This window comes from Xanthomonas sp. NCPPB 1128 (genome assembly GCF_001043115.1).
Classification (GTDB): domain Bacteria; phylum Pseudomonadota; class Gammaproteobacteria; order Xanthomonadales; family Xanthomonadaceae; genus Xanthomonas_A.
Window position 1 is genome coordinate 210,009 of sequence record NZ_LFME01000003.1, and the last position, 19,174, is coordinate 229,182.

Genomic DNA, 19,174 nt, shown 5'->3' on the forward strand with positions numbered 1-19,174 from the left:
CGGCGCGCAGGGGAGCGGCATCGCTGGCGAACCTGTTCCCGCCTCTCACGTCATCCATCGGTTGTCCTGTCGCATGTCTCGGTCGCCGCGGAGCATGCCATGGCCGGCCGCGCGCCAGATGTGAGGACACCGCCGCGCCTGCGCTCAGGCCAGGTCGCGTCGGCGCATCGGCTGCCAGCGCAGGTAGCTGGCCGAACGCCACAGCCACTCCACCGGGCCGAAGCGGAAGCGCTGCAGCCACCAGTGCGACAGCGCCACCTGCAGCGCGAACAACACGACCGCGAACGGGATCTGCCAGGCGCGCGGCAGTTGTTCGAAATAGCCGAAGCCGTAGCCGTAGAACAGCGTCGTGCAGACCAGCGACTGCAGCAGATAGTTGCTCAGCGCCATGCGCCCGGCCGGCGCCAGCCATTGCAGCGCGGGCGCGGCGCGCACCAGCCAGGCCGCGTAGCCCAGCGCCATCAGGCCGCCGGCGACGCTGGCCAGGGCATAGGCCACGGTCAGACGCAGATCCAGTCGCGCTGGATCCATCCACGGTTCCAGCCGGAAGCTCAGCAACATCAGCGCCAGGCCCAGCGGCAGCACGCCCCAGCGCAGCACGGCGAGCAGCCGCGGGAAGCGCTGCGGTTGTGCAGCCAGGCCGCTGCGCACGCACCAGGCGCCGAGCAGGAACATGCCGAAGATGGTCGGCGCGTTGAACAGCAGCCCGCTCAGCGATTCGACCAGGTCGCGCGCGCGCTGCGCGGTGGCCTGGGCGTAGCTGCCGTGGCCGAACACCTCACGCTGCTGCGCCAGCGCCGCCACGCCGTGCTGCGCCTGCTCGGCCATCTCGCGCTGCCACTGCGCCGCGCCGTGCGGATCGGCCTGCGCCGCCCAGGAGGCCGCGCCGATCAACAGCCACAGCGCCGGCGCGAACAGGTAGACCACCAGCGCCATGCCGGGCAGCCAGCGCGTGGGCGCCTCGCGGAACGCCAGCAGCATGAACGCCAGCAGCGCGTAGCTGACCAGGATGTCGCCGGACCACAGCAACACCGCGTGCAGCAGGCCGATCACCAGCAACCCCGCACTGCGGCGCAGGAAGAAACCGCCGAACGGCCGCCGCGCGGTCTCGGCGCGCTGCGCCATCACCGCGAAGCCCATGCCGAACAGCAGCGAGAACAAGGTGTAGAACTTGCCCTGCACCAGGATGTAGACCAGCGCGTCGGCGATGCGGTCGGCGCCGCGCAGCGCCGGATCCAGGCCGGTCATCGCCGCGTCCAGCGGACCGACGAAGCCCTCGATGTTCATCAGCAGGATGCCCAGCAGGGCGAAGCCGCGCAGCACGTCCAGGGTGGCGATGCGCTCGGCGGGCGCGACGGGCTGCAACACGGGAGCGGAAGTGGCCAAGGCGGCACCGGGCGAAAGGCCGGCGATTGTCCCTCGCCGCGATCAGGAGGGCCGCCGGCGTCCGCGGCGGCGCGACGGCGCCGCTGCGCGCGGCGCCAGGGCCGGCGGCACCGGCGCGACCGGCACCGCCGCAAACGCACTCAGTGGTGGTGGCCGCCGTCGCCGTGCACGTGGCCGTGCTCGATTTCTTCGGCGCTGGCCTCGCGCACGTCGACGATCTCCACGTCGAAGTGCAGGTCCTTGCCGGCCATCGGGTGGTTGAGGTCGACGTCGACCACGCTCATGCCGACCTTCTGCACGGTGACCGCGCGCGGGCCGAAGTTGGTCTGCAGCACCACCTGGCTCCCCGGCTGCAGCTTGGCCGCGCCGAAATGCTTCTTCGGCACGCGCTGGCTCAGGCCCTCGCGGTATTCGCCGTAGGCGTCCTTGGCCGCCACGTCGACGCCGAAGCTGTCGCCGGCAGCCTTGTCCATCATCGCGTTCTCCAGGCCCGGGATGATGTTGCCGTGGCCGACCAGGATCACCAGCGGATCGCGGTCCTTGGAGCTTTCGATCGGTTCTTGACCGACTTCCGAAACGGTGTAGTGGAAACGGACGACGCGGTCTTTTTCGATCTTCATGTGCACTCTGCGCTGTGGCTGCCGGGGGCAGACGGGATGGGCGGCTTGTCGGCCGCCGGGAGCGCCGCCATGATGGCGGCCTTCTGAGGTCGCGCATTATCCCGGCTCCATGCACAACACGCCAGTTTCGCCGCGCGGCCGCCGCGCGTTTCCGTGGTGGCTTCCGCTGCTGTGCAGCGCCGCGCTGGCGGCCTGCGGACGCCATGAGGTCCGCCACACCAGGCCGGCACCGGTGACAGTGCGCGAGTGGCCGCAGGTGGCACCGGCCGACCCGGGCGCGGCCAACGCGGTGCTGATGCGCGCGCTGGGCCTGGTCGGCACCCCCTACCGTTACGGCGGCAACACCCCCGAATCCGGGTTCGACTGCAGCGGCCTGGTCGCCTACGTCTACCGCGACATGCTCGACCTGCGGCTGCCGCGCACCTCGCGCGAACTGGCCGCGGTGCAGGGTCCGCGGATCGACCCGCAGCGCCTGAGCACGGGCGACCTGGTGTTCTTCGGCAGCGCAGGAAATGTGACTCACGTAGGAATTTATGTCGGTGAAGGCCGCTTCGTGCACGCCCCCAGCACCGGCGGAACGGTGCGCCTGGATTCGTTGGACGGGGCTTATTGGCGAGACCATTACACCGGCGCAAAACGGGTTTTGCGTTGAATTGTGATTTCACCCACATTCATAATTACGAAAATTTAACCTTATTTGAACTTTCTATTTCTGTCTACAAGGCATGATCCCCCATCGTTTTATTTTGTGATCCAAGCGTGACGACCGAAGCCCAGACCTCTCCAGGCAAGCCCGCCGTTCCCCGCCGGACCGCTTTCCGCCTCTTCTGCACCGCCTCGCTCTGTTTCTCGGCCCTCCCGGCCCTGGCCCAGACCGCTCCCGCCGACACCGTCGTCCCGGAAGCGATCGCGACCGTCGCCCCCGCTCCCGCCCAGGTGAGCGCCACGGCGACCACCGCCCAGGCGACCGCGCAGACCCCCAACACCACCATCTCGGCCAAGCCGGCCGCCGCACAGGCGCCCGCACCGTCGCGCAGCAAGGCCGACGCCGCCGCCACCGCCACCCTGGCCGCCCTGCTGCCGCACCTGGCCGCCAACGACACCATTCCACTGATGGACCGCTCGGCGATGTTCGCCGGCGACATCAGCCGCCTGCTGGCCAACTACGACGTGTCCCAGCCGGTCCCGCGCGAAGGCGTGGTGCCGGGCGGCGACAAGGTCCAGTCCGTGCTCAAGCGCGCCATGGCGCTGCTGGGTACCCCGTACCGCTGGGGCGGCGAGGACACCGAAGGCTTCGATTGCAGCGGCCTGGTCGGCTACGTGTTCCGCACCGCGCTGGGCATCGAACTGCCGCGCGTGTCGCGCGAGATGGCCCGCGAGGCCAACGCCCAGTTGATCAAGGACCGCGACGCGCTGGCGCCGGGCGACCTGGTGTTCTTCGGCCGCAAGGGCCGCGTCGACCACGTCGGCCTGTACGTCGGCGAGGGCCGCTTCCTGCACGCCCCCAGCCGCGGCAAGGACGTGCGCGTGGACACGCTGACCTCCGGCTACTGGGGCGAGAAGTTCGTGCAGGCGCGCCGCGTGGCGATGTAAGCCGCCAGTCTGCACGCACCGCCGAGAAAAGGGCCGCTGGCGACAGCGGCCTTTTTTGTTGCGGCGCTTCGCTGCGATCCGGTTGGCCGGCGCATCGCTGGCGCGCGGCGCGGGCGCCTCAGGCGATGGCCACGATCGCGCGCACGTCCTTGTCGATCCGAAATACCCCGCCGCCGCGCACAAACGCTGCGTCCACCGCCTGGCGCAAGGCCGGCGCGTGCGCCTGCGGCGGCAACGGCAGGCTCTGCAGGTAGGCCATGACGTCGTCGGGGTCGGTGCAGACCAGCGTATCGTCGAAGCGTGCGACGCGGACCTGGGCGAAATGCGCGGCGAACAGGCGCGCGCCTGTCTCGGCATCCAGGCGCAGGGTGGACGGGTCGCGGTCCGGGCCGCCGGCCACGCCGGCGATCAACTGCGCGAGCTGACGCATGTTGTCGCGGCCGTTGAGCACCGCCAGCACTGTCCCACCAGGACGAACGATGCGCCGCAGTTCGCGCACGCCCGCGTGCGGATCGGGCAGGTGGTAGAGCATGTGCACCGCCAGCGCGGCGTCGACGCTGGCATCGCGCAGCGGCAGACGCATCGCGTCGCCGACCACGCCCTGCGGGCGCAACGCCGCCGCCTGCGCCAATGCCGCGGCGACCATGGCCGGCGAGCGGTCCAGCACCTGCAGCGCGAGCCGTTCCGGCCACTGCCCGGCGAGCGCGCCCCACAGCTGGCCGGTGCCGCAGCCGATGTCGGCCACGCGCATGTGCACGGCCAACGGCAGCTGCCCGCGCAACCATGGGTACCAGTCGGCACGGCCGTACCTGGCATGCAGCGACTTGCGCTGCGCCAGCCGCTGGGTATCGCCGTACTGCCGCTGCAATTCCGTACTGTCCGCCTGGAGCATCATCGCCGTCGTCCACATTGCCCGCCGGCACGATACGCTGGTCCGCCGCGATCGCGTCACCGTGACCTCGATGATGATGATGCCGTCCTCCCCCACCCTGGCGTGCCGCCGAGCGCGTCGCTATGGCCAGGCCGCACCATGACCGCGCCGACGAGAGAAGACGCGCCGGCGCCGACCGCCGCCACGTTGCCCCCGCCCGCCCAGGCGCTGGCGATCGCGCAGTTGCTGCTGTCCACCCGCTACGCCGACGCGGCGTTCGGCTTCGCCGCCGGCTCGATCCTGCGCGGCGAAGGCACGCACCTGTCCGATCTCGACCTGGTCGTGGTCTACGAGCGCCTGCCGGCCGCACGGCGCGAATCGTTCCTGGCCGAGGGCGTGCCGGTCGAGGCCTTCGTGCACGATCCGGGCACGCTCGCCTGGTTCGTCGATGAAGACGCCGCCCGCGGCCGCCCCAGCCTGCTGCACATGATCGCCGAGGGCACCCTCGTCGGCACCGCGACCGAATCCGCACGCAGCCTGCAAGGCCAGGTCGCCGCGCGGCTGCAGGCCGGGCCGCCGTCGCTGACGCAGGCGCAACGGGACGCGCTGCGCTACGAGATCACCGACCTGGTCGACGACCTGTGCGGCGAGCGCAGCGCCGCCGAGGTCGTTGCGATCGGCGCCCTGCTGCATCCGCGCCTGGCGGAACTGGCGCTGCGCGGGCGCGGCCACTGGTACGGCAGCGGGAAGTGGGTTCCGCGCCTGCTGGCACGGATGGACCCGGCCTTGGGCCAACGCTTCGACCAGGCCTTCGCCGCGCTGTTCGCCAGCGCCGACCGCGCACCGGTACTGGCGCTGGCGCAGCAGGAACTGGCCGTGCACGGCGGCCGCCTGTTCGAAGGCGACTGCCGCACCGCGCCTGCGGACTGGCGCGCCTGAGCCAGCGCGCGGGCGCGCGCTCAGCCGTGGTAGTGGGCGATGGTGTCTTCGATGCCCTTGCTCAGCTCCATCACCTTCTGCGCGTACTCGGCCAGGCGATGGTCTTCCGGCGTGTCCGGATGCCAGGCCGGCACCGCGGTCGGGCGGCCTTCGACGCCGTCCAGGGCCACGAACACGATGATGCAATGGGTGCACAGGCGCGGCTCGCCGCCCATCGGATCGCGGGCACGCACCTCGATGGCGAAATGCATGCTGCTGGTGCCGGTGTGGACCAGCTTGGCGCTGACCGTGACCATGTCGCTGATGCGGATCGGCGAGACGAAGCGGATGCCGCCCACCGCCACGGTCACGCTGTAGTGGCCGCTCCAGCCCACCGCGGCGGCATAGCCGACCTGGTCGATCCACTTCATCACCACGCCGCCGTGGACCTTGCCGCCGTAGTTGACGTCGATCGGCTCGGCCAGGAAGCGGAAGGTCAGTTCACGTTGGGTGCCGCTCATCGGGAGTCCATGCTGGGGAAGGAGGCGGCAGTCTGCCATGCGCCGATGCCAGCAATCGCAACGGCGTCGCAATGACCTGTCGCCGCAGACGCACTGGCGGCCGGCGTGGTCGGCTACGCGGCGGCCAGCGCCAGGTTGTCGCGCTTGCGGATGCACAGCCACGGGAAATGCGGCTGGCGCCAGCGCAGCGCGCGCAGGCAGCGCACGGACAGCCGGCGCGGGTCGAACAGCCTGCGCAGCACGAGGCCTTCCAGTACCGCATCGGTGTGCTGATGGTACTGCTGCGCCAGTTCGGCGCAGCCCAGGTCGCTGAAGTAGCGCAGGCTGCGCGCGGCGCTGGCCCGGGCCTGCTCGGCGTCGGCATAGAACGGGCTGTCGAGGATGTGCAGTTCGCCGTTGTGCTGCAGCAGATGCAGCAGGCGCGCGATCAGCGCACGCGGATCGGCGAAGTACTGGAGGCAGGCCGGCACCACCACGACGTCGAAGCGCTGCGCCGGCAGCGGCAAACGCAGGATGTCGCCGGCGACGAAACTCAACCGCGGCGTGTCGGCGAACACCCGCGCCGCCTGTGCCAGCTCGGTGCGATTGACGTCGATGCCGCAGACCTCGCGCTGCAGGCCGCTGGCCAGGCGATGCGACAGCCAGCCGTTGCCGCAACCCAGCTCCAGCAGCGGACCGTCGCCACCGCGCGCGCGCAGATGGCGCAACAGGCGCCGGCACGATTCGGCGCGCACCCGCCATTCGTGGCTGGCGCCCAGCGCACCGGGCGGCTGCGGCAGCGTGCGCACCTGCACGTCGCTGTAGAGCCGGCCTTCGCGACGGCGCACGTCGAGATAGCGCTGCTCGAACGGATCGTCCGGCAGCGCGTCGTGCACCAGCACGCCCTCGTGGAGCGTCAGCCCCGGCAACTGCCGCAACTGCGCGCACAGGCTCTCTGCAGACATGCTCACGGGAGCATCAACGCACCTGTCCTGAACCATCGACCGGCGGATCTTCCAGGCCGACATTGCTCGACGCGGCCTCGTAGATGCTGCGGTCGAGCAGGCCGGTTTCCTTGGCCACCAGCACCGGCACCAGCATCTGCCCGGTCACGTTGGTCATGGTGCGCATCATGTCCAGCACGCGGTCGATGGCGTACAGGTAGCCGATCACCTCCAGCGGCAGGTTGGCCGCGCTCAGCACCACCGTGGCCATCACCACCGCGGTGCCGGGCACGCCGGCGGTGCCGAAGCTGCCCAGTACCGAGGCGATCAGCACCACGAAATACTGGTTGGCGGTCAGCGGCACGCCGGTGTACTGGGCGATGAACACCGCGCACAGCGCCGGGAAGATCGCGCCGCAGCCGTCCATCTTGATGCTGGCGCCCAGCGGCACCGCGAACGCGGCGTAGTCCTTGTTGACGCCGAGGTTGTGGGTGATCGAGCGCAGCGCCACCGGCATCGCGGCGAAGCTGGAGGAACTGACGAAGGCCACCTGCATGCCCGGCGCGGCGCCGCGGAAGAACTTCCACGGATTGAGTCCGTGCACCAGCAGCAGGCCGCTGTACACCACCACGATGTGGATCGCGCAGGCCAGGTACAGCGCCAGCACGAAATTGCCGAACGGCAGCAGCTTGCCGAAGCCGTAGCCGCCGACCAGCGCGGCGATCAGGCCGAAGGTGCCGAGCGGGGTCATCTCCAGCACGAAGCGGGTGACCTGGATCATGATCTCGCTCATCTGCTTGGTGAGCTTGCGCGCCTCGGCCACGCGCTCGCCGAGCTTGACCATGGCAAAGCCCAGCAGCGCGGCGAAGAAGATCACCGGCAGGATCGAACCGCGCCCGGCCGCCAGCACGGTCTCGCCGGCGGCATTGGTCCTGGTGCCGATGCCGGTCAGCGCATAGAACGGATTCGACGGCACCACGTCCAGCAGCACCTGCACCGGGCTGGGCACGTCGCCCGGTTTCCAGGCACTGTCCACGCGCAGGCCCAGGTGGCCGGCGCCAGGCTGCAGCACGGTGCCCACGGCCAGGCCGACGCCGACCGCCAGCGCCGCGGTGACCACGAACCACAGGAAGGTGCGCCCACCCAGCTTGGCCACCGACTGTTGCCCGTGCAGCGCCGAGATCGCGTTGATGACGGCGAAGAACACCAGCGGCACCGCGATCATCTTGATCAGGGTGACGTACAGGTCGCCCAACGGCTTGAACCAGGTTTCCGCGGTCGGCCCCAGCGCCCAGCCCGCCAGCGCGCCCAGCACGAAGCCGGCGACCACGCGCTGCCAGAACGGAATGCGTAACCAGGCCGTCACCAGTTTCATCGACGCTGTCCAGAGAGATCGGGGGTTTCGCACGATAGCGCACCCCGGCAACAGCGACGACGCCATGGCTGGAAAGGCGCGGTGTCATGGGCGTGCCTTGTCGCAGCCGGCATAATGCGGGGGACTTCGTTGTTCAGGACCCGTTCCGCGTATGCGCCTTCCCGTTTCCGCCCTCGCCGCCGCCTCCACCCTGCTGCTGGGCGCCTGCGCCAGCGCGCCGCACGCCCCGGCCGCCAGCGCCAACGTCGCGCCGATCGTCGTCCCCGCCGTGGCCCATCCGGCCGGCGAGACCCCGGCCTGGTGGTACCGCAGCGGTGCCGCCAAGGCCGCCAACAACGGTGCGATGCGCGGCAAGGCCAAGAACGTGATCCTGTTCCTGGGCGACGGCATGAGCCTGACCACGGTCGCCGCCGCGCGCATCCTCGACGGCCAGCGCAAGGGCGCTTCCGGCGAAGAGAATCAGCTGTCGTGGGAAGCGTTCCCGGCCACCGCGCTGAGCAAGACCTACAACACCGATTCGCAGACGCCGGATTCGGCCGGCACCATGACCTCGATCACCACCGGGGTGAAGACCCACATGGGCGCGATCGGCGTGTCCGCCGGCAAGCGCGACGCCTGCGCGGACAGCCTCGGCAAGCAGTTGCTGAGCTGGCTGGAGCTGGCCGACAGCGCCGGCATGGGCACCGGCATCGTCACCACTACCCGGCTGACCCACGCGACCCCGGCCGCGACCTATGCGCACGTGCCCGAGCGCAACTGGGAAAGCGATGCCGACCTGCCGGAGAAGGCGGTGGCCGAGGGTTGCCGCGACATCGCCCAGCAGATGGTGAGCGCGCGCTTCGGGCGCGGCCCGCAGGTGATGCTGGCCGGCGGCCGCGGCCAGTTCACCACCGTCGAGCAGCGCGACCCCGAGTACGACGACAAGGTCGGCCTGCGCCTGGACGGCCGCGACCTGGTCGGCGAATGGCGCCAGCGCCATCCGCAGGGCGCCTACGTGTGGACCCGCGGGCAACTGGATGCGGCGCAGCACGCGCCGGCGCTGCTGGGCCTGTTCGAGCCGGACCACATGCAGTTCGATCACGACCGCGACCGCAGCGCCAATGGCGACCCGAGCCTGGCCGAGATGACCCGCGCCGCGATCCGCACCCTGTCGCAGGACAAGAATGGCTACGTGCTGATGGTCGAAGGCGGACGCATCGACCACGCGCACCACGCCGGCAACGCCTACCGCGCGCTGGACGAGACCATCGCCCTGTCGCAGGCGGTGCAGGCCGCGGCGGATGCGACCTCGGCCGAGGACACGCTGATCATCGTCACCGCCGACCACTCGCACACGCTGAACTTCGTCGGCTACCCGCAGCGCGGCAACCCGATCCTGGGCAAGGTGCGCGGCACCAGCGGCGAGGACGCCAACACCGGCGATCTGGCGCTGGACGGCAACGGCCAGCCCTACGCCACGCTCAGCTACGCCAACGGTCCCGGCTACACCGGCGCCAGCAACCAGCAGCCGGCGGGGGTCAAGACCTTCCCGCATGCGCCGAGCAACTTCGAGCCGGCCAACGGCCGCCCGGACCTGACCCACGTCGACACCGAAAGCCCGGACTTCATGCAGGAAGCGCTGGTGCCGACCAAGGCCGAGACCCATGGCGGCGACGACGTCGGCATCTGGGCGCGCGGCCCCGGCAGCAACGCGTTCCGCGGCAGCCTGGAAGAGAACGTGATCTACCACGTGATCGTGCAGGCCACGCCGGCGCTGCGCACGCGGCTGTGCCAGGCCGGCACCTGCAATGGCGACGGCGTGCCGGTGGAGTTGCCCAAGCCGGCGGCGTTCATGACCAGTGCCGCGACCACGCAATGAGGCGGCATCGGCGGCATGGCGGCGGCCTGCGCGTGGCCGATGCGGTGTTCGCAGTGTTCGCTGCGGTAACCGCGCTCGGCGCCATGCCGGCCGCCGCGGCGCAACCGGCCACCGAGGCCTGCCGGCTGGGCGACCCGAATACCGATCGGCCGCTGGTGCCGGGCTGCCGGCTCGGTGCCGACGAACGCCTGGCACTGACGCCGCAGGCGCTGCGCGGCCTGCACTTCGATCGCGACGGCCTGGCGCTGCTGAGCGTCGGCGCACGTTTCTACTACGTGCGCGCCGATGGCCGCAGCCTGCCGGTGATCACCTGGGACAACGGCCCGGATGGCTTCACGGAAGGCCTGACCCGCGGCATTTTTCACGGCCGCATCGGTTTCTACGACCGGCAACTGCGGGAGGTGATCGCGCCGGTCCACGACTTCGCCTGGCCGTTCGAGCACGGTGTCGCCGCGGTCTGCGACGGCTGCAGCGCGGGCACGCCCGACACCGACGGCCACACGCCGATGCAGGGTGGCCGCTGGTACTCCATCGATCGCCACAACCGCGAAGTGTCGGCGCTGAAGCACTGAGCCGATGACCCTGTGCAGCATGGCCGCGTTGTCGCGGAGAAGGTCGCCAAGGCTGGTTCTCTGCAACGCGTCTCCTGCTGCATCTCCGCGATGTCGGGTGAATCGTCTCGTCCGCGAGGTCAGATATCCCCGCGTCGGGACTGAAGTCCCTCCCACAACGCTACTCAGGCTCAAAGACGTCGCCATGTCATGCTTCGCGCTGACGTGCGCTTGCGTCTACAGTGACGCGATGCCGCCGCACGCCTCTACGTCCCCGTTGTCCGCACTCGCCGCCGCCCTGCCCGATCCGGCGCCGGCGCCGCTGCTGCTCGGCTTCAGCGGCGGCCTGGATTCGACCGTACTGCTGCACCTGCTCGCGCAACAACCATCCTACCGTCGCGCCGGCCTGCGTGCGCTGCACGTGCACCATGGCCTGCATGCCGACGCCGACGCCTGGGCCGCGCAGTGCGCGCAGCGATGCGCGGCGCTGGCCGTGCCGCTGCAGGTGGTGCGGGTACAGGTACCGCGCGACAGCGGCGATGGACTGGAAGCGGCGGCACGGCAAGCACGGCGCCAGGCCTTCGCGCAGGCGCTGCAGCCCGGCGAATGGCTGGCGCTGGCGCAGCACCGCGACGATCAGGCCGAGACCTTCCTGCTGCGCGCGCTGCGTGCCTCCGGTCCGGATGGCCTGGCGGCGATGCAGGCAATGTCCGACTTCGCCGGCAGCCGCCTGTGGCGACCGCTGCTGGCGCAGCCACGCAGCGCGCTGCACGCCTATGCGCAGCAGCACGGCCTGCAGTGGATCGACGACCCCAGCAATGCCGACCCCGGCTTCGACCGCAATTTCCTGCGCCTGCAGGTGCTGCTGCTGCTGCGCCAGCGCTGGCCGCACGCCGACGCTGCCCTCGCCCGCAGCGCGCAGCTGTGCGCCGATGCCAGCGCGCTGCTGCAGGCCGACGACCGCGCGGCGCTCGACGCGCTGCAGGACGCCCCCGCTGCCCCGCTGCCGCTCGCCCCGCTGCGCGCCCTGCCCACGGCGCGGCGCGCGCGCGTGCTGCGGTGCTGGATCGCACAGGCCGGGCTGCCGCCGTTGCCGGCGGCCGGCCTGGCCGCGATCGAACGCGACCTGCTGCAACCGCTTGCCGATGCGGCGGCGCAGTTCGCCTGGCACGGTGCATGCGTGCGCAGCTGGCGCGACACACTGTATGCCGAGCAGGAACGTGCGCCATGGCCTGCCGACTGGCAGGCGCAGTGGGACGGCCGCACGCCGCTGCCATTGCCCGATGGCCGCCTCCTGCATCTGCACGCCGCGACCACGCTGGCCTTCGACACGCCGCTGCTGGTGCGCGCGCGCCGCGGCGGCGAACGCCTGCGCCTGCCTGGGCGCACGCAATCGCAGTCGCTCAAGCACCTGCTGCAGACGCAGGCGCTGCCGCCGTGGGAGCGCCTGCGGCTGCCGCTGCTGTTCGATGCCACGCAACTGCTGGCCGCCGGCCCGGACCTGCTGGCGGCGCCGCTGCACGCCTGGCTGCAGGCGCATGCCGCACGCCTGGTGCTGGACCCGCCGCCAGCGCCGACATCGGCGTCGCATTGACCCTGCTGCCGCCGCCGCGCACACTTTCGCCATGCCCAAGAAGTCCCAAGACGATGCCTCCCCGGTCGCCCGCTTCGAGCAGTCGCTCGAGGAGCTGGAAGTGCTGGTGGAGAAGATGGAAGCCGGCGACCTGAGCCTGGAACAGTCACTCAGCGCCTACGAGCGCGGCGTGGGCCTGTACCGGCAATGCCAGCAGGCGCTGGAGCAGGCGGAGTTGCGCGTGCGCCTGCTCAGCGATCCCGAGCAGCCCGACAGCGCCGAACCCTTCGATCCCGTGCCGCCCCATGGCGGCTGAGGCGGCGTTCGCGCACTGGCGCGAACGGGTGGAAGCCGGCCTGCAGGCGCAGTTGCCGGCAGCGACGCTGGCACCGCAGCGCCTGCACGCGGCGATGCGCCACGCCACCCTCGGCGGCGGCAAGCGCATGCGCCCGCTGCTGGTCTACGCCAGTGGCGCGCTGTTCGGCGCCGACGCGGCGCGCCTGGACGCGCCGGCGCTGGCGGTGGAACTGATCCACGCGTATTCGCTGGTCCACGATGACCTGCCAGCGATGGACGACGACGCCCTGCGCCGCGGCCAGCCGACCGTCCACATCGCCTTCGACGAAGCCACCGCGATCCTCGCCGGCGACGCGCTGCAGAGCCTGGCGTTCGCGCTGCTGGCCAATGCCGAGGAGGCGGCGCCCATGCTGCGCGTGCAGTGGCTGCAGACCCTGGCCGAGGCCGCCGGCGCGGCCGGCATGTGCGGCGGCCAGGCGCTGGACATCGACGCCACCGGCCGTGTGCAGGCATTGGCCGACCTGCAACGCATGCATGCGCTGAAGACCGGTGCGCTGATCCGCGCCAGCGTGCGTCTGGGCGCGCTCGGCGGCGGCGCCGACGTCACCGCGCTCGCGCAGCTGGACACCTTCGCCACCGCGCTGGGCCTGGCCTTCCAGGTGCGCGACGACATCCTCGACGTCGAAGCCAGCTCCGAACAGCTCGGCAAGACCGCCGGCAAGGACGCGGCGCAGGCCAAGTCCACCTACCCCGCCCTGCTGGGTATGGACGGCGCCAAGGCCAAACTGGCCGAACTGGCGCAGGCGATGCAGGGCAGCCTGCGCGGCTATGGCGCCGCCGCCGATGCGCTGGCGGCGCTGGCGCGGCTCGCGGTCGATCGCGCGCACTAGCGCACTGCGCCTGCACGCGTGCCGGCGTGTGGCACGCGTCTCGCGCAAGCCACGCCAACGCGCGCGTCGCCAACAACGCCTGCCGTCGCGACGAAGGAACGGAGAAGGCCCATCCCGCGGCCACGCCTGGCGTTCGCAGGCTCGGCCTGGCGCGACCGAGGCCGCTCCTGCAGGAATCGGCGAGCGAACCCCGCTCACGACAGGAGAGACGCACGCTCAGCGCGGACGCAGCTCCAGCAACACCACGTCGTTGGCACGCATCGGCACATCGAGCTGCGCGCGGCCATCGCGGTGCACCCGCAGCTGTCGCAGCGCCGGCGTGTCGGCGCTGCGCGCCTGCAGGCGGCGCAGTTGCGAGGCGCTCAGCGTCGTCGGCGACCCCATGCGCAAATAGGCGCTGTAGGCATCATTGGCGTCGAAACCGGTGCGGCGGATCGCCAGGGTGTACACGCCCGGCGCCAGCCCGCGCAGGTGCAGGCGCAGCGACGGCGCCGGCGCTGCCGGCAGCACCTGGGTGAAATACGGGCGATTGCTCTTGTCCTGCTGCGGCGCGACGAAGTCCCAGGCCAGCACCTTCAGCACGCCGCCGTCGTAGGTCGCGTAGCTCTGCGGGTCGGCATTGCGCAGTTGACGTTCGCCCAGCGCGTTGAGATACCGGTAGGCGAAGTACGCCGGCTTGCGCAGGCCCTGCGGGTTGAGCAGGCCGAACCCGCCCTGGAATGGCGCGGTCGGTGGCCCCGGCTCCTCGAACAGGTCGCTGTAGGTCCAGTAGCTCATGCCCTGCACCAGCCCCTCCACCGCGCGCAGCTTGCTCAGGATGTAGGCCGCGCTCAGGTAGCTGTCGTGCACCGGGTCGCGCGGCGTGTAGCTGCTGCTCCATTCGGTGAAGTACAACGGCAACCCGGGCATCGCCGAGTCCTGGATCTGCGCACGCACGCGACGCACATCGCCGCTGATCGCATCCGGCGCAGGCGACAGCCTGGTGTCGCTCTGGCCCTGCTCGTCCAGGAAGCCGCCATCCACGCCATAGGTGTGGGTGGTGATGAAGTCCACCGGCGTGCCCGCCGCATGCGCCTGCGCGATGAATGCCGGCACCCACGCCGCGCCGGCGGTCGCCGGACCGCCCACCCGCAACTGCGGATCGATACGTTTGAGGGTACGCGCCGTCGCCGCGTACAGCGCGAAGTAGGCGGATTGATCGGCGCCTTCCCAGAATCCAGCCAGGTTCGGCTCGTTCCACACCTCGAAATACCAGCGGCGCACTTCTTCCTCGCCGTAGCGCTGGCGCAGGTGGCGCGCGAAGGCATCGATCAACGCGGTCCACTGATCCAGCCGTGGGTGCGAGGTGTTGCCCTTCCAGTAGAAGATGCGTTGGTCGGAGGTCTTCATCGCCTCCGGGGTAAACCCCAGTTCGACGAAGGGGCGGATGCCCATGCCGAGCAAGCGGTCGTAGAGGCGGTCGATCCCGCTCCAGTCATAGCGCGGGCGCCCGTCGACCTCGCGGCAGGTGCCCAGCACGTCATGGAAGATCGCGTGGAAGCGGACGTAGCGGAACCCGAGTTCGTCCCGCGCGGTGTGCAGCTGCGCCAGGCTGTCCTCGCGGAGCAGCGTGCCCGGATAGTCCGCGCCGACCGACAGGTCGTAGAAGCGATCGCGCGGCGTGGTCGGCCCCTGCACGTCCAGCGCGAGCGTGCGCGGCGTGGCTGGCGCGGCGATGGCCACGCACGACCACGCGGCCACGACAACGGCCGAGAGCAGGCGCGGAAATCGCATGGCGGCTCCTCTGCATGAGGTGGACGCCGACTCTAGCATCGACACGACGGTGCGTTCATCGACGGCCAGACGGCGCGTCATCGAGGCACGGCGAACGCGGCGCAGCGTGCCTAGGTGACGCCGATACTGAGACCGGGCGCGCGCTTCGCTGGACGAAATCGAAGACAAACGCACAAGCGCCGCGCACGCGCGTGGCACCGGGCTAGTTTGCTTCGGCCCCTGTCACGGGGCGCCCACTTTCGACGGAGAGAGACTGCATGAAACACGCATCCCGGATCTCGGCAGCGATCGGCTTCAGCCTGGTCGGCATCATCTCGGCGGCCACCGCGCAATCGCAACTCACGCGCACGCCCGCGCCGCTGCAGGTCGAGCTGACGCCGGTCGCCGACGCCGACGGCCAGCAACGCGGCCAACTGGCGGTGACCGTGCGCAACACCGGCGCGCAGGTCGCGCGCGTGCCCAAGTGGGAACTGCCGCTGGGCGATCTCGACAACGCCCTGTTCCAGGTCCAGCGCGACGGCAAGCCGGTGGATTACGTCGGGCGCCTGGTCAAGCGCGCTGCGCCGCGCGCCGAGGACATGGTGGTACTGCAGCCGGGCGAAACGCGGCAGGCGCAGATCGATCTCGGCCAGGCCTACGACCTGACCCGCAGCGGCACCTACAGCATTCGCCTCGACGCGCCGCTGCAGGGCGCCGCGCTCGCCGACGGTGCGCGCATGCTGCGCGCCGACGGCGAACCGCAGACGCTGTCCAGCGCGCCGCTGACGGTGTGGCTGGACGGCGGCCGCGGCCGCGCCGTGCGCAACGACCTGATGGTCGGCCCGCAGGCGGTGGTCAACGGCGTCAACTACGCCTCGTGCAGCAGCAACCAGATCAGCACCATCGGCAGCGCGGTGAACGCGGCGCGCACCTACTCGCAGAACGCCAAGACCTACCTCAACGGCGGCAGCACCGGCGCGCGCTACACCACCTGGTTCGGCGCCTACAACGCCAGCCGCTACAGCACCGCCACCTCCAACTTCGTCAACATCGATTCGGCGATCGACCAGAACAACGGGCAGATCACCATCAACTGCGGTTGCAGCGACAGCTCCTACGCCTACGTGTATCCGAACCAGCCGTACCAGATCTATGTCTGCAACGCGTTCTGGAGCGCACCGCTGACCGGCACCGACTCCAAGGCCGGCACCCTGATCCACGAAATGAGCCACTTCAGCGTGGTCGCCGGCACGCAGGACACCGCGTACGGGCAGAGCGCGGCCAAGAGCCTGGCCAAGAGCGATCCGGCGCGCGCGGTGAAGAACGCCGACAGCCACGAGTACTTCGCCGAGAACAATCCGTCGCAGAACTGAGTCCGGCACGCCGGTGATGGCCCGGGCGCCGACCTGCCGTCGGCGCCCGGTTCGCGTGCGGCGCAGGCCGCACGTCTTCGCGGCCAAGGCGCATCCTAGGCCACCAGTCCCTCCAACCTGGGCAGCCCCGCGCTGCCGGGAAACACCTGGGTGTCCAGTGCGCGCTCGGACACGCCCAGATGCGCACCGAGCACGTGCCGGAACAGGCTGCGCAGGTCGTTGGTGGCGCGCAGGTCGCGGCCCTCGTTCAAGGCCCGCGGCGATAGACCGGGCCAGTCGCCGGCGATGCGTCCACCGCGTACCGCGCCGCCGGCCAGGAACGCCACGCCGCCGGTGCCATGGTCGGTACCGCCGGTGCCGTTCACCGCCGCGGTGCGGCCGAACTCAGTCACCACCGCGACCACGCTGCGCGACCAGCAGGCCTGCGCGCCATCGTGGAACGCGCGCAACCCCGCATCCAGTTCGCCCAGCTTGCGCTGCAGCACCGCGGCCTGATTGCCGTGGGTATCCCAGCCGGCATCCTCGACGAAGCCGATCCGCGGCCCGTCGGGCCTGGCCATGAAGCTGGCCGCCGCGCTCATCGCCTGCGGCAGTTGTCCGCCCTTGACGCTGTCCACCTGCATGCCCTGCTCGCGCAGCGCGCGCGCGAAATCGCCAGACAGGTGCGGATCGGCGGCGTACAGCGGCTGCAGACGCTGCAGCAGGATCGGATTGACCGCGCTCGGCAGCGGCGGCGACCAACTGTTGACCGCGCCCGGGCCGCGCATGATCAGCGGCGTCACCGCGCTCACCGACACCGCTTCGGCGCCGTGCAGGGCCAGCGCGCAGCGATTGAGCCAGCCGCTGGAGGCGCCGCTGGGTCGCGCGGTGCCGTTCTCCAGGCAATCCTGCGCCTCGAAGTGCGAGCGCTCGCGGTACGGCGGCGCCACCGCCACCACCGGCAGCCACTGTTTGCGCGCGTACAGCTCGTGCGCGAACGCCAGCGCCGGATGCAACGCGAAGCTGCCGTCCAGGGCCAGCGTCTGCTGCGGCTCCAGCGCGCCGCGCAGCAGCACCACCAGCAGGCGCGTATCGGCGCCCGGCGCAGCCAGGCCGCTGCCGGACCACAGGCTCAGCACGGTGGCCGCACCACTGGCGGCAAGGAAACGACGGCGCGTCAGTTGCATCGTAGGTTCTCCCATCGCAAAGTGAATCGCGCGCCGCTCAGGCGCGCCATTGGAAGGCCGGGCTGGCCAGCAGCACCGCCACGCCTTCGCGCGGCGATTCGGCGCGCCGCACCGCGGTCAGCGTGTCCGCATCCGGACCGTCGCCGAACGCGGTCGCGGCCAGCGCCAGCGGATCGGCCGGGGCCATCCCGGCGAGCGCCTCGGCGGCCTGCACGCGCTTCCACAGCGCGTCGGCGCCGCTCCACTCCGCCGCCACGTCGGCATAGCCGGCCGGCGAGCGCGGGGTGAACGGCGGCTGCCCCATGCGCGCCAGCAGGGTCAGCACGGTCTTCTGCTGCGGCGGCGCCTCGGGCCAGGCGCCGCTGGCGCGCAACGCCGACACCACGAAATCCTGCGGCGGTTTGAACTTGCGCGCCTGCGCGTCCCACGCCTCGGGGCTGTCGATCAGCGCACGGTACACGTGGCGCAGATCGCCATCGCTGCGCTGCCAGGCCTCGGCCATGCGTTGCACCAGCGCCGGCGGCGGATCGTCGCGGACGAAATGGCGGGCCAACTTCAGCGACACGTGCTGCGCCGTGGCCGGATGCCGCGCCAGCGCCGCCAGGATCGCCTCGCCCTGCGCCACGCCATCCTCGGCATAGCGCCGTCCCAGCACCAGGCGGCTGCCGGCGGCGTGCGCCGGCGCGCGGAACACGAAGGCACTGTCGGGCGCGCCCTGCTCGAAGTCGCGCGGCGCCGGCACGCCCCAGCCGGTGAGCGCACGCGCCAGTTCGGTGACGTCGGCCTGGGTATAGCCGCCGTCCACGCCCAGCGTGTGCAGTTCCAGGATCTCACGCGCCAGGTTCTCGTTGAGCCCCAGGCGGCGCGCCGGGCCTTCAGGATCCATGCGCAGGGCCCGGCGCTGCGCGCGTTGCGCCAGCAGCGAGTCGGGGCCGACCGAATTGGCATTGTCCAGGTAGCGCAGCATCGCCGGGTGCCGCTCCACCGCCAGCAGCAGGTCGGCGAAGCGGCCCATGCAGTGCGGGCGGATCGCCTCGCGCTCCATCGGCGCGGCGTACAGCGCGGCCGCACGCTTGTCGACCGAGACCGCGAAATGGTTGGACCAGAACTGCACCAGGCGCTCGGCGAACCCGGCCGGGCTGGCGACCGCGACCCGGTAGCGCGCCGCCAGTTCCTGCGCCTGTGCCTGCCGGTACAGCCCGCGCGCCGCTTGCTGCGCCTGCTGGGCGGCCTGCTGCGGATCGCCGGCCGCCTGCCGCCGCGCCTGGCGGCGTTCGCGCTGGTAATCGGCCTCGCGGCGCAGGTAGGCCAGGCTGTCGGGCAGCCCCTGCAGCGCCGGCGCCAGTGGCGGCGACTGCCACTGCGCGGCCAGCCAGGCCCGCGGCTCGCCCATCGCGGCCAGCTCTCCGGGACGGGCACCCAGGCCGAAACGATTGGCGGCGCTCAGGCTCTCGCGGCGGATCATGCGGTGCTCCGATGATGGCGACAGCCTTGCAAACGCGCCGCT

Annotated in this window: 18 protein-coding genes; 9 read left to right on the forward strand and 9 right to left on the reverse strand. The window is 71.1% G+C overall.

The annotated features are described in order from the left end of the window. Positions 1–144 precede the first annotated feature (144 nt). Positions 145–1,368, reverse strand: coding sequence for a DUF418 domain-containing protein (locus ACP93_RS04260; RefSeq protein ID WP_048489527.1), 1,224 nt, complete (start codon positions 1,366–1,368; stop codon positions 145–147). A gap of 158 nt (positions 1,369–1,526) precedes the next feature. Continuing rightward, positions 1,527–2,006 (reverse strand): FKBP-type peptidyl-prolyl cis-trans isomerase, encoded by a 480-nt coding sequence (locus ACP93_RS04265; protein WP_043092617.1) that lies wholly within the window; start codon positions 2,004–2,006, stop codon positions 1,527–1,529. Positions 2,007–2,115: 109 nt separating this feature from the next. On the opposite strand from ACP93_RS04265, the gene ACP93_RS04270 reads away from it, so the two are divergent. Both ACP93_RS04270 and ACP93_RS04275 read left to right on the forward strand, forming a co-directional pair. Then, a complete protein-coding gene (locus ACP93_RS04270; RefSeq protein ID WP_048489528.1) occupies positions 2,116–2,658 on the forward strand; it encodes a C40 family peptidase in 543 nt (180 codons plus the stop codon). Positions 2,659–2,765: 107 nt separating this feature from the next. After that, complete coding sequence (locus tag ACP93_RS04275; protein ID WP_048489529.1) at positions 2,766–3,599, forward strand: C40 family peptidase; 834 nt, start codon at positions 2,766–2,768, stop codon at positions 3,597–3,599. A 118-nt stretch (positions 3,600–3,717) separates the two neighbouring features. Here ACP93_RS04275 and ACP93_RS04280 read toward each other — a convergent pair whose 3' ends face one another. Further along, the gene (locus ACP93_RS04280; protein WP_048489530.1) at positions 3,718–4,494 is read right to left on the reverse strand and encodes a class I SAM-dependent methyltransferase; all 777 of its coding nucleotides are present in this window, start codon (positions 4,492–4,494) and stop codon (positions 3,718–3,720) included. A gap of 135 nt (positions 4,495–4,629) precedes the next feature. On the opposite strand from ACP93_RS04280, the gene ACP93_RS04285 reads away from it, so the two are divergent. Beyond that, entirely contained in the window at positions 4,630–5,409 is a 780-nt protein-coding gene (locus ACP93_RS04285; protein WP_048489531.1) for a hypothetical protein, read from the forward strand. 20 nt (positions 5,410–5,429) lie between these two features. Here ACP93_RS04285 and ACP93_RS04290 read toward each other — a convergent pair whose 3' ends face one another. The 3 genes from ACP93_RS04290 to ACP93_RS04300 all read right to left on the reverse strand — a co-directional run bounded on the left by ACP93_RS04290 (position 5,430) and on the right by ACP93_RS04300 (position 8,207). Then, positions 5,430–5,909 carry an acyl-CoA thioesterase gene (locus tag ACP93_RS04290; protein ID WP_010341292.1) on the reverse strand — a complete coding sequence of 160 codons (480 nt, stop codon included), beginning with the start codon at positions 5,907–5,909 and terminating at the stop codon, positions 5,430–5,432. Positions 5,910–6,022: 113 nt separating this feature from the next. Then, entirely contained in the window at positions 6,023–6,853 is an 831-nt protein-coding gene (locus ACP93_RS04295) for a class I SAM-dependent methyltransferase (RefSeq protein ID WP_048489532.1), read from the reverse strand. Between the two features lie 13 nt (positions 6,854–6,866). Next, the gene (locus tag ACP93_RS04300; protein WP_048489533.1) at positions 6,867–8,207 is read right to left on the reverse strand and encodes a dicarboxylate/amino acid:cation symporter; all 1,341 of its coding nucleotides are present in this window, start codon (positions 8,205–8,207) and stop codon (positions 6,867–6,869) included. 151 nt (positions 8,208–8,358) lie between these two features. On the opposite strand from ACP93_RS04300, the gene ACP93_RS04305 reads away from it, so the two are divergent. The 5 genes from ACP93_RS04305 to ACP93_RS04325 all read left to right on the forward strand — a co-directional run bounded on the left by ACP93_RS04305 (position 8,359) and on the right by ACP93_RS04325 (position 13,376). Further along, the gene (locus tag ACP93_RS04305; RefSeq protein ID WP_048489534.1) at positions 8,359–10,065 is read left to right on the forward strand and encodes an alkaline phosphatase family protein; all 1,707 of its coding nucleotides are present in this window, start codon (positions 8,359–8,361) and stop codon (positions 10,063–10,065) included. Then, the gene (locus ACP93_RS04310; protein ID WP_048489535.1) at positions 10,062–10,637 is read left to right on the forward strand and encodes a WG repeat-containing protein; all 576 of its coding nucleotides are present in this window, start codon (positions 10,062–10,064) and stop codon (positions 10,635–10,637) included. The genes ACP93_RS04305 and ACP93_RS04310 overlap by 4 nt, the downstream gene beginning before the upstream one ends. 256 nt (positions 10,638–10,893) lie before the next feature. Then, a complete protein-coding gene (gene tilS, locus ACP93_RS04315) occupies positions 10,894–12,210 on the forward strand; it encodes a tRNA lysidine(34) synthetase TilS (protein WP_228135947.1) in 1,317 nt (438 codons plus the stop codon). 31 nt (positions 12,211–12,241) lie between these two features. Then, positions 12,242–12,505 (forward strand): exodeoxyribonuclease VII small subunit, encoded by a 264-nt coding sequence (locus ACP93_RS04320; protein ID WP_017909613.1) that lies wholly within the window; start codon positions 12,242–12,244, stop codon positions 12,503–12,505. Beyond that, the gene (locus ACP93_RS04325) at positions 12,495–13,376 is read left to right on the forward strand and encodes a polyprenyl synthetase family protein (RefSeq protein WP_048489537.1); all 882 of its coding nucleotides are present in this window, start codon (positions 12,495–12,497) and stop codon (positions 13,374–13,376) included. Before ACP93_RS04320 ends, ACP93_RS04325 begins: the two co-directional genes overlap by 11 nt. Positions 13,377–13,592: 216 nt before the next feature. Here the strand turns inward: ACP93_RS04325 and ACP93_RS04330 are convergent, their stop codons facing one another. Further along, positions 13,593–15,149: a GH39 family glycosyl hydrolase gene (locus ACP93_RS04330; protein ID WP_048489538.1), complete on the reverse strand. Its 1,557-nt coding sequence runs from the start codon at positions 15,147–15,149 to the stop codon at positions 13,593–13,595. Between the two features lie 257 nt (positions 15,150–15,406). Between ACP93_RS04330 and ACP93_RS04335 the strand changes: the two genes are divergently transcribed. Beyond that, entirely contained in the window at positions 15,407–16,501 is a 1,095-nt protein-coding gene (locus ACP93_RS04335) for a M35 family metalloendopeptidase (RefSeq protein ID WP_048489539.1), read from the forward strand. Positions 16,502–16,596: 95 nt separating this feature from the next. Here the strand turns inward: ACP93_RS04335 and ACP93_RS04340 are convergent, their stop codons facing one another. Next, positions 16,597–17,667 carry a DUF1501 domain-containing protein gene (locus tag ACP93_RS04340; RefSeq protein WP_048489540.1) on the reverse strand — a complete coding sequence of 357 codons (1,071 nt, stop codon included), beginning with the start codon at positions 17,665–17,667 and terminating at the stop codon, positions 16,597–16,599. 37 nt (positions 17,668–17,704) lie between these two features. Then, a complete protein-coding gene (locus ACP93_RS04345) occupies positions 17,705–19,132 on the reverse strand; it encodes a DUF1800 domain-containing protein (protein ID WP_048489541.1) in 1,428 nt (475 codons plus the stop codon). Between the last annotated feature and the right edge of the window lie 42 nt (positions 19,133–19,174).

Coding starts and splice junctions, on each gene's coding strand:
- ACP93_RS04265 (WP_043092617.1), bottom strand. CDS start 2,006: ATGAAGATCGAAAAAGACCGCGTCGTCCGTTTCCACTACACCGTTTCG.
- ACP93_RS04270 (WP_048489528.1), top strand. CDS start 2,116: ATGCACAACACGCCAGTTTCGCCGCGCGGCCGCCGCGCGTTTCCGTGG.
- ACP93_RS04280 (WP_048489530.1), bottom strand. CDS start 4,494: ATGATGCTCCAGGCGGACAGTACGGAATTGCAGCGGCAGTACGGCGAT.
- ACP93_RS04285 (WP_048489531.1), top strand. CDS start 4,630: ATGACCGCGCCGACGAGAGAAGACGCGCCGGCGCCGACCGCCGCCACG.
- ACP93_RS04290 (WP_010341292.1), bottom strand. CDS start 5,909: ATGAGCGGCACCCAACGTGAACTGACCTTCCGCTTCCTGGCCGAGCCG.
- ACP93_RS04295 (WP_048489532.1), bottom strand. CDS start 6,853: ATGTCTGCAGAGAGCCTGTGCGCGCAGTTGCGGCAGTTGCCGGGGCTG.
- ACP93_RS04300 (WP_048489533.1), bottom strand. CDS start 8,207: ATGAAACTGGTGACGGCCTGGTTACGCATTCCGTTCTGGCAGCGCGTG.
- ACP93_RS04305 (WP_048489534.1), top strand. CDS start 8,359: ATGCGCCTTCCCGTTTCCGCCCTCGCCGCCGCCTCCACCCTGCTGCTG.
- ACP93_RS04310 (WP_048489535.1), top strand. CDS start 10,062: ATGAGGCGGCATCGGCGGCATGGCGGCGGCCTGCGCGTGGCCGATGCG.
- ACP93_RS04320 (WP_017909613.1), top strand. CDS start 12,242: ATGCCCAAGAAGTCCCAAGACGATGCCTCCCCGGTCGCCCGCTTCGAG.
- ACP93_RS04325 (WP_048489537.1), top strand. CDS start 12,495: ATGGCGGCTGAGGCGGCGTTCGCGCACTGGCGCGAACGGGTGGAAGCC.
- ACP93_RS04330 (WP_048489538.1), bottom strand. CDS start 15,149: ATGCGATTTCCGCGCCTGCTCTCGGCCGTTGTCGTGGCCGCGTGGTCG.
- ACP93_RS04335 (WP_048489539.1), top strand. CDS start 15,407: ATGAAACACGCATCCCGGATCTCGGCAGCGATCGGCTTCAGCCTGGTC.
- ACP93_RS04340 (WP_048489540.1), bottom strand. CDS start 17,667: ATGCAACTGACGCGCCGTCGTTTCCTTGCCGCCAGTGGTGCGGCCACC.
- ACP93_RS04345 (WP_048489541.1), bottom strand. CDS start 19,132: ATGATCCGCCGCGAGAGCCTGAGCGCCGCCAATCGTTTCGGCCTGGGT.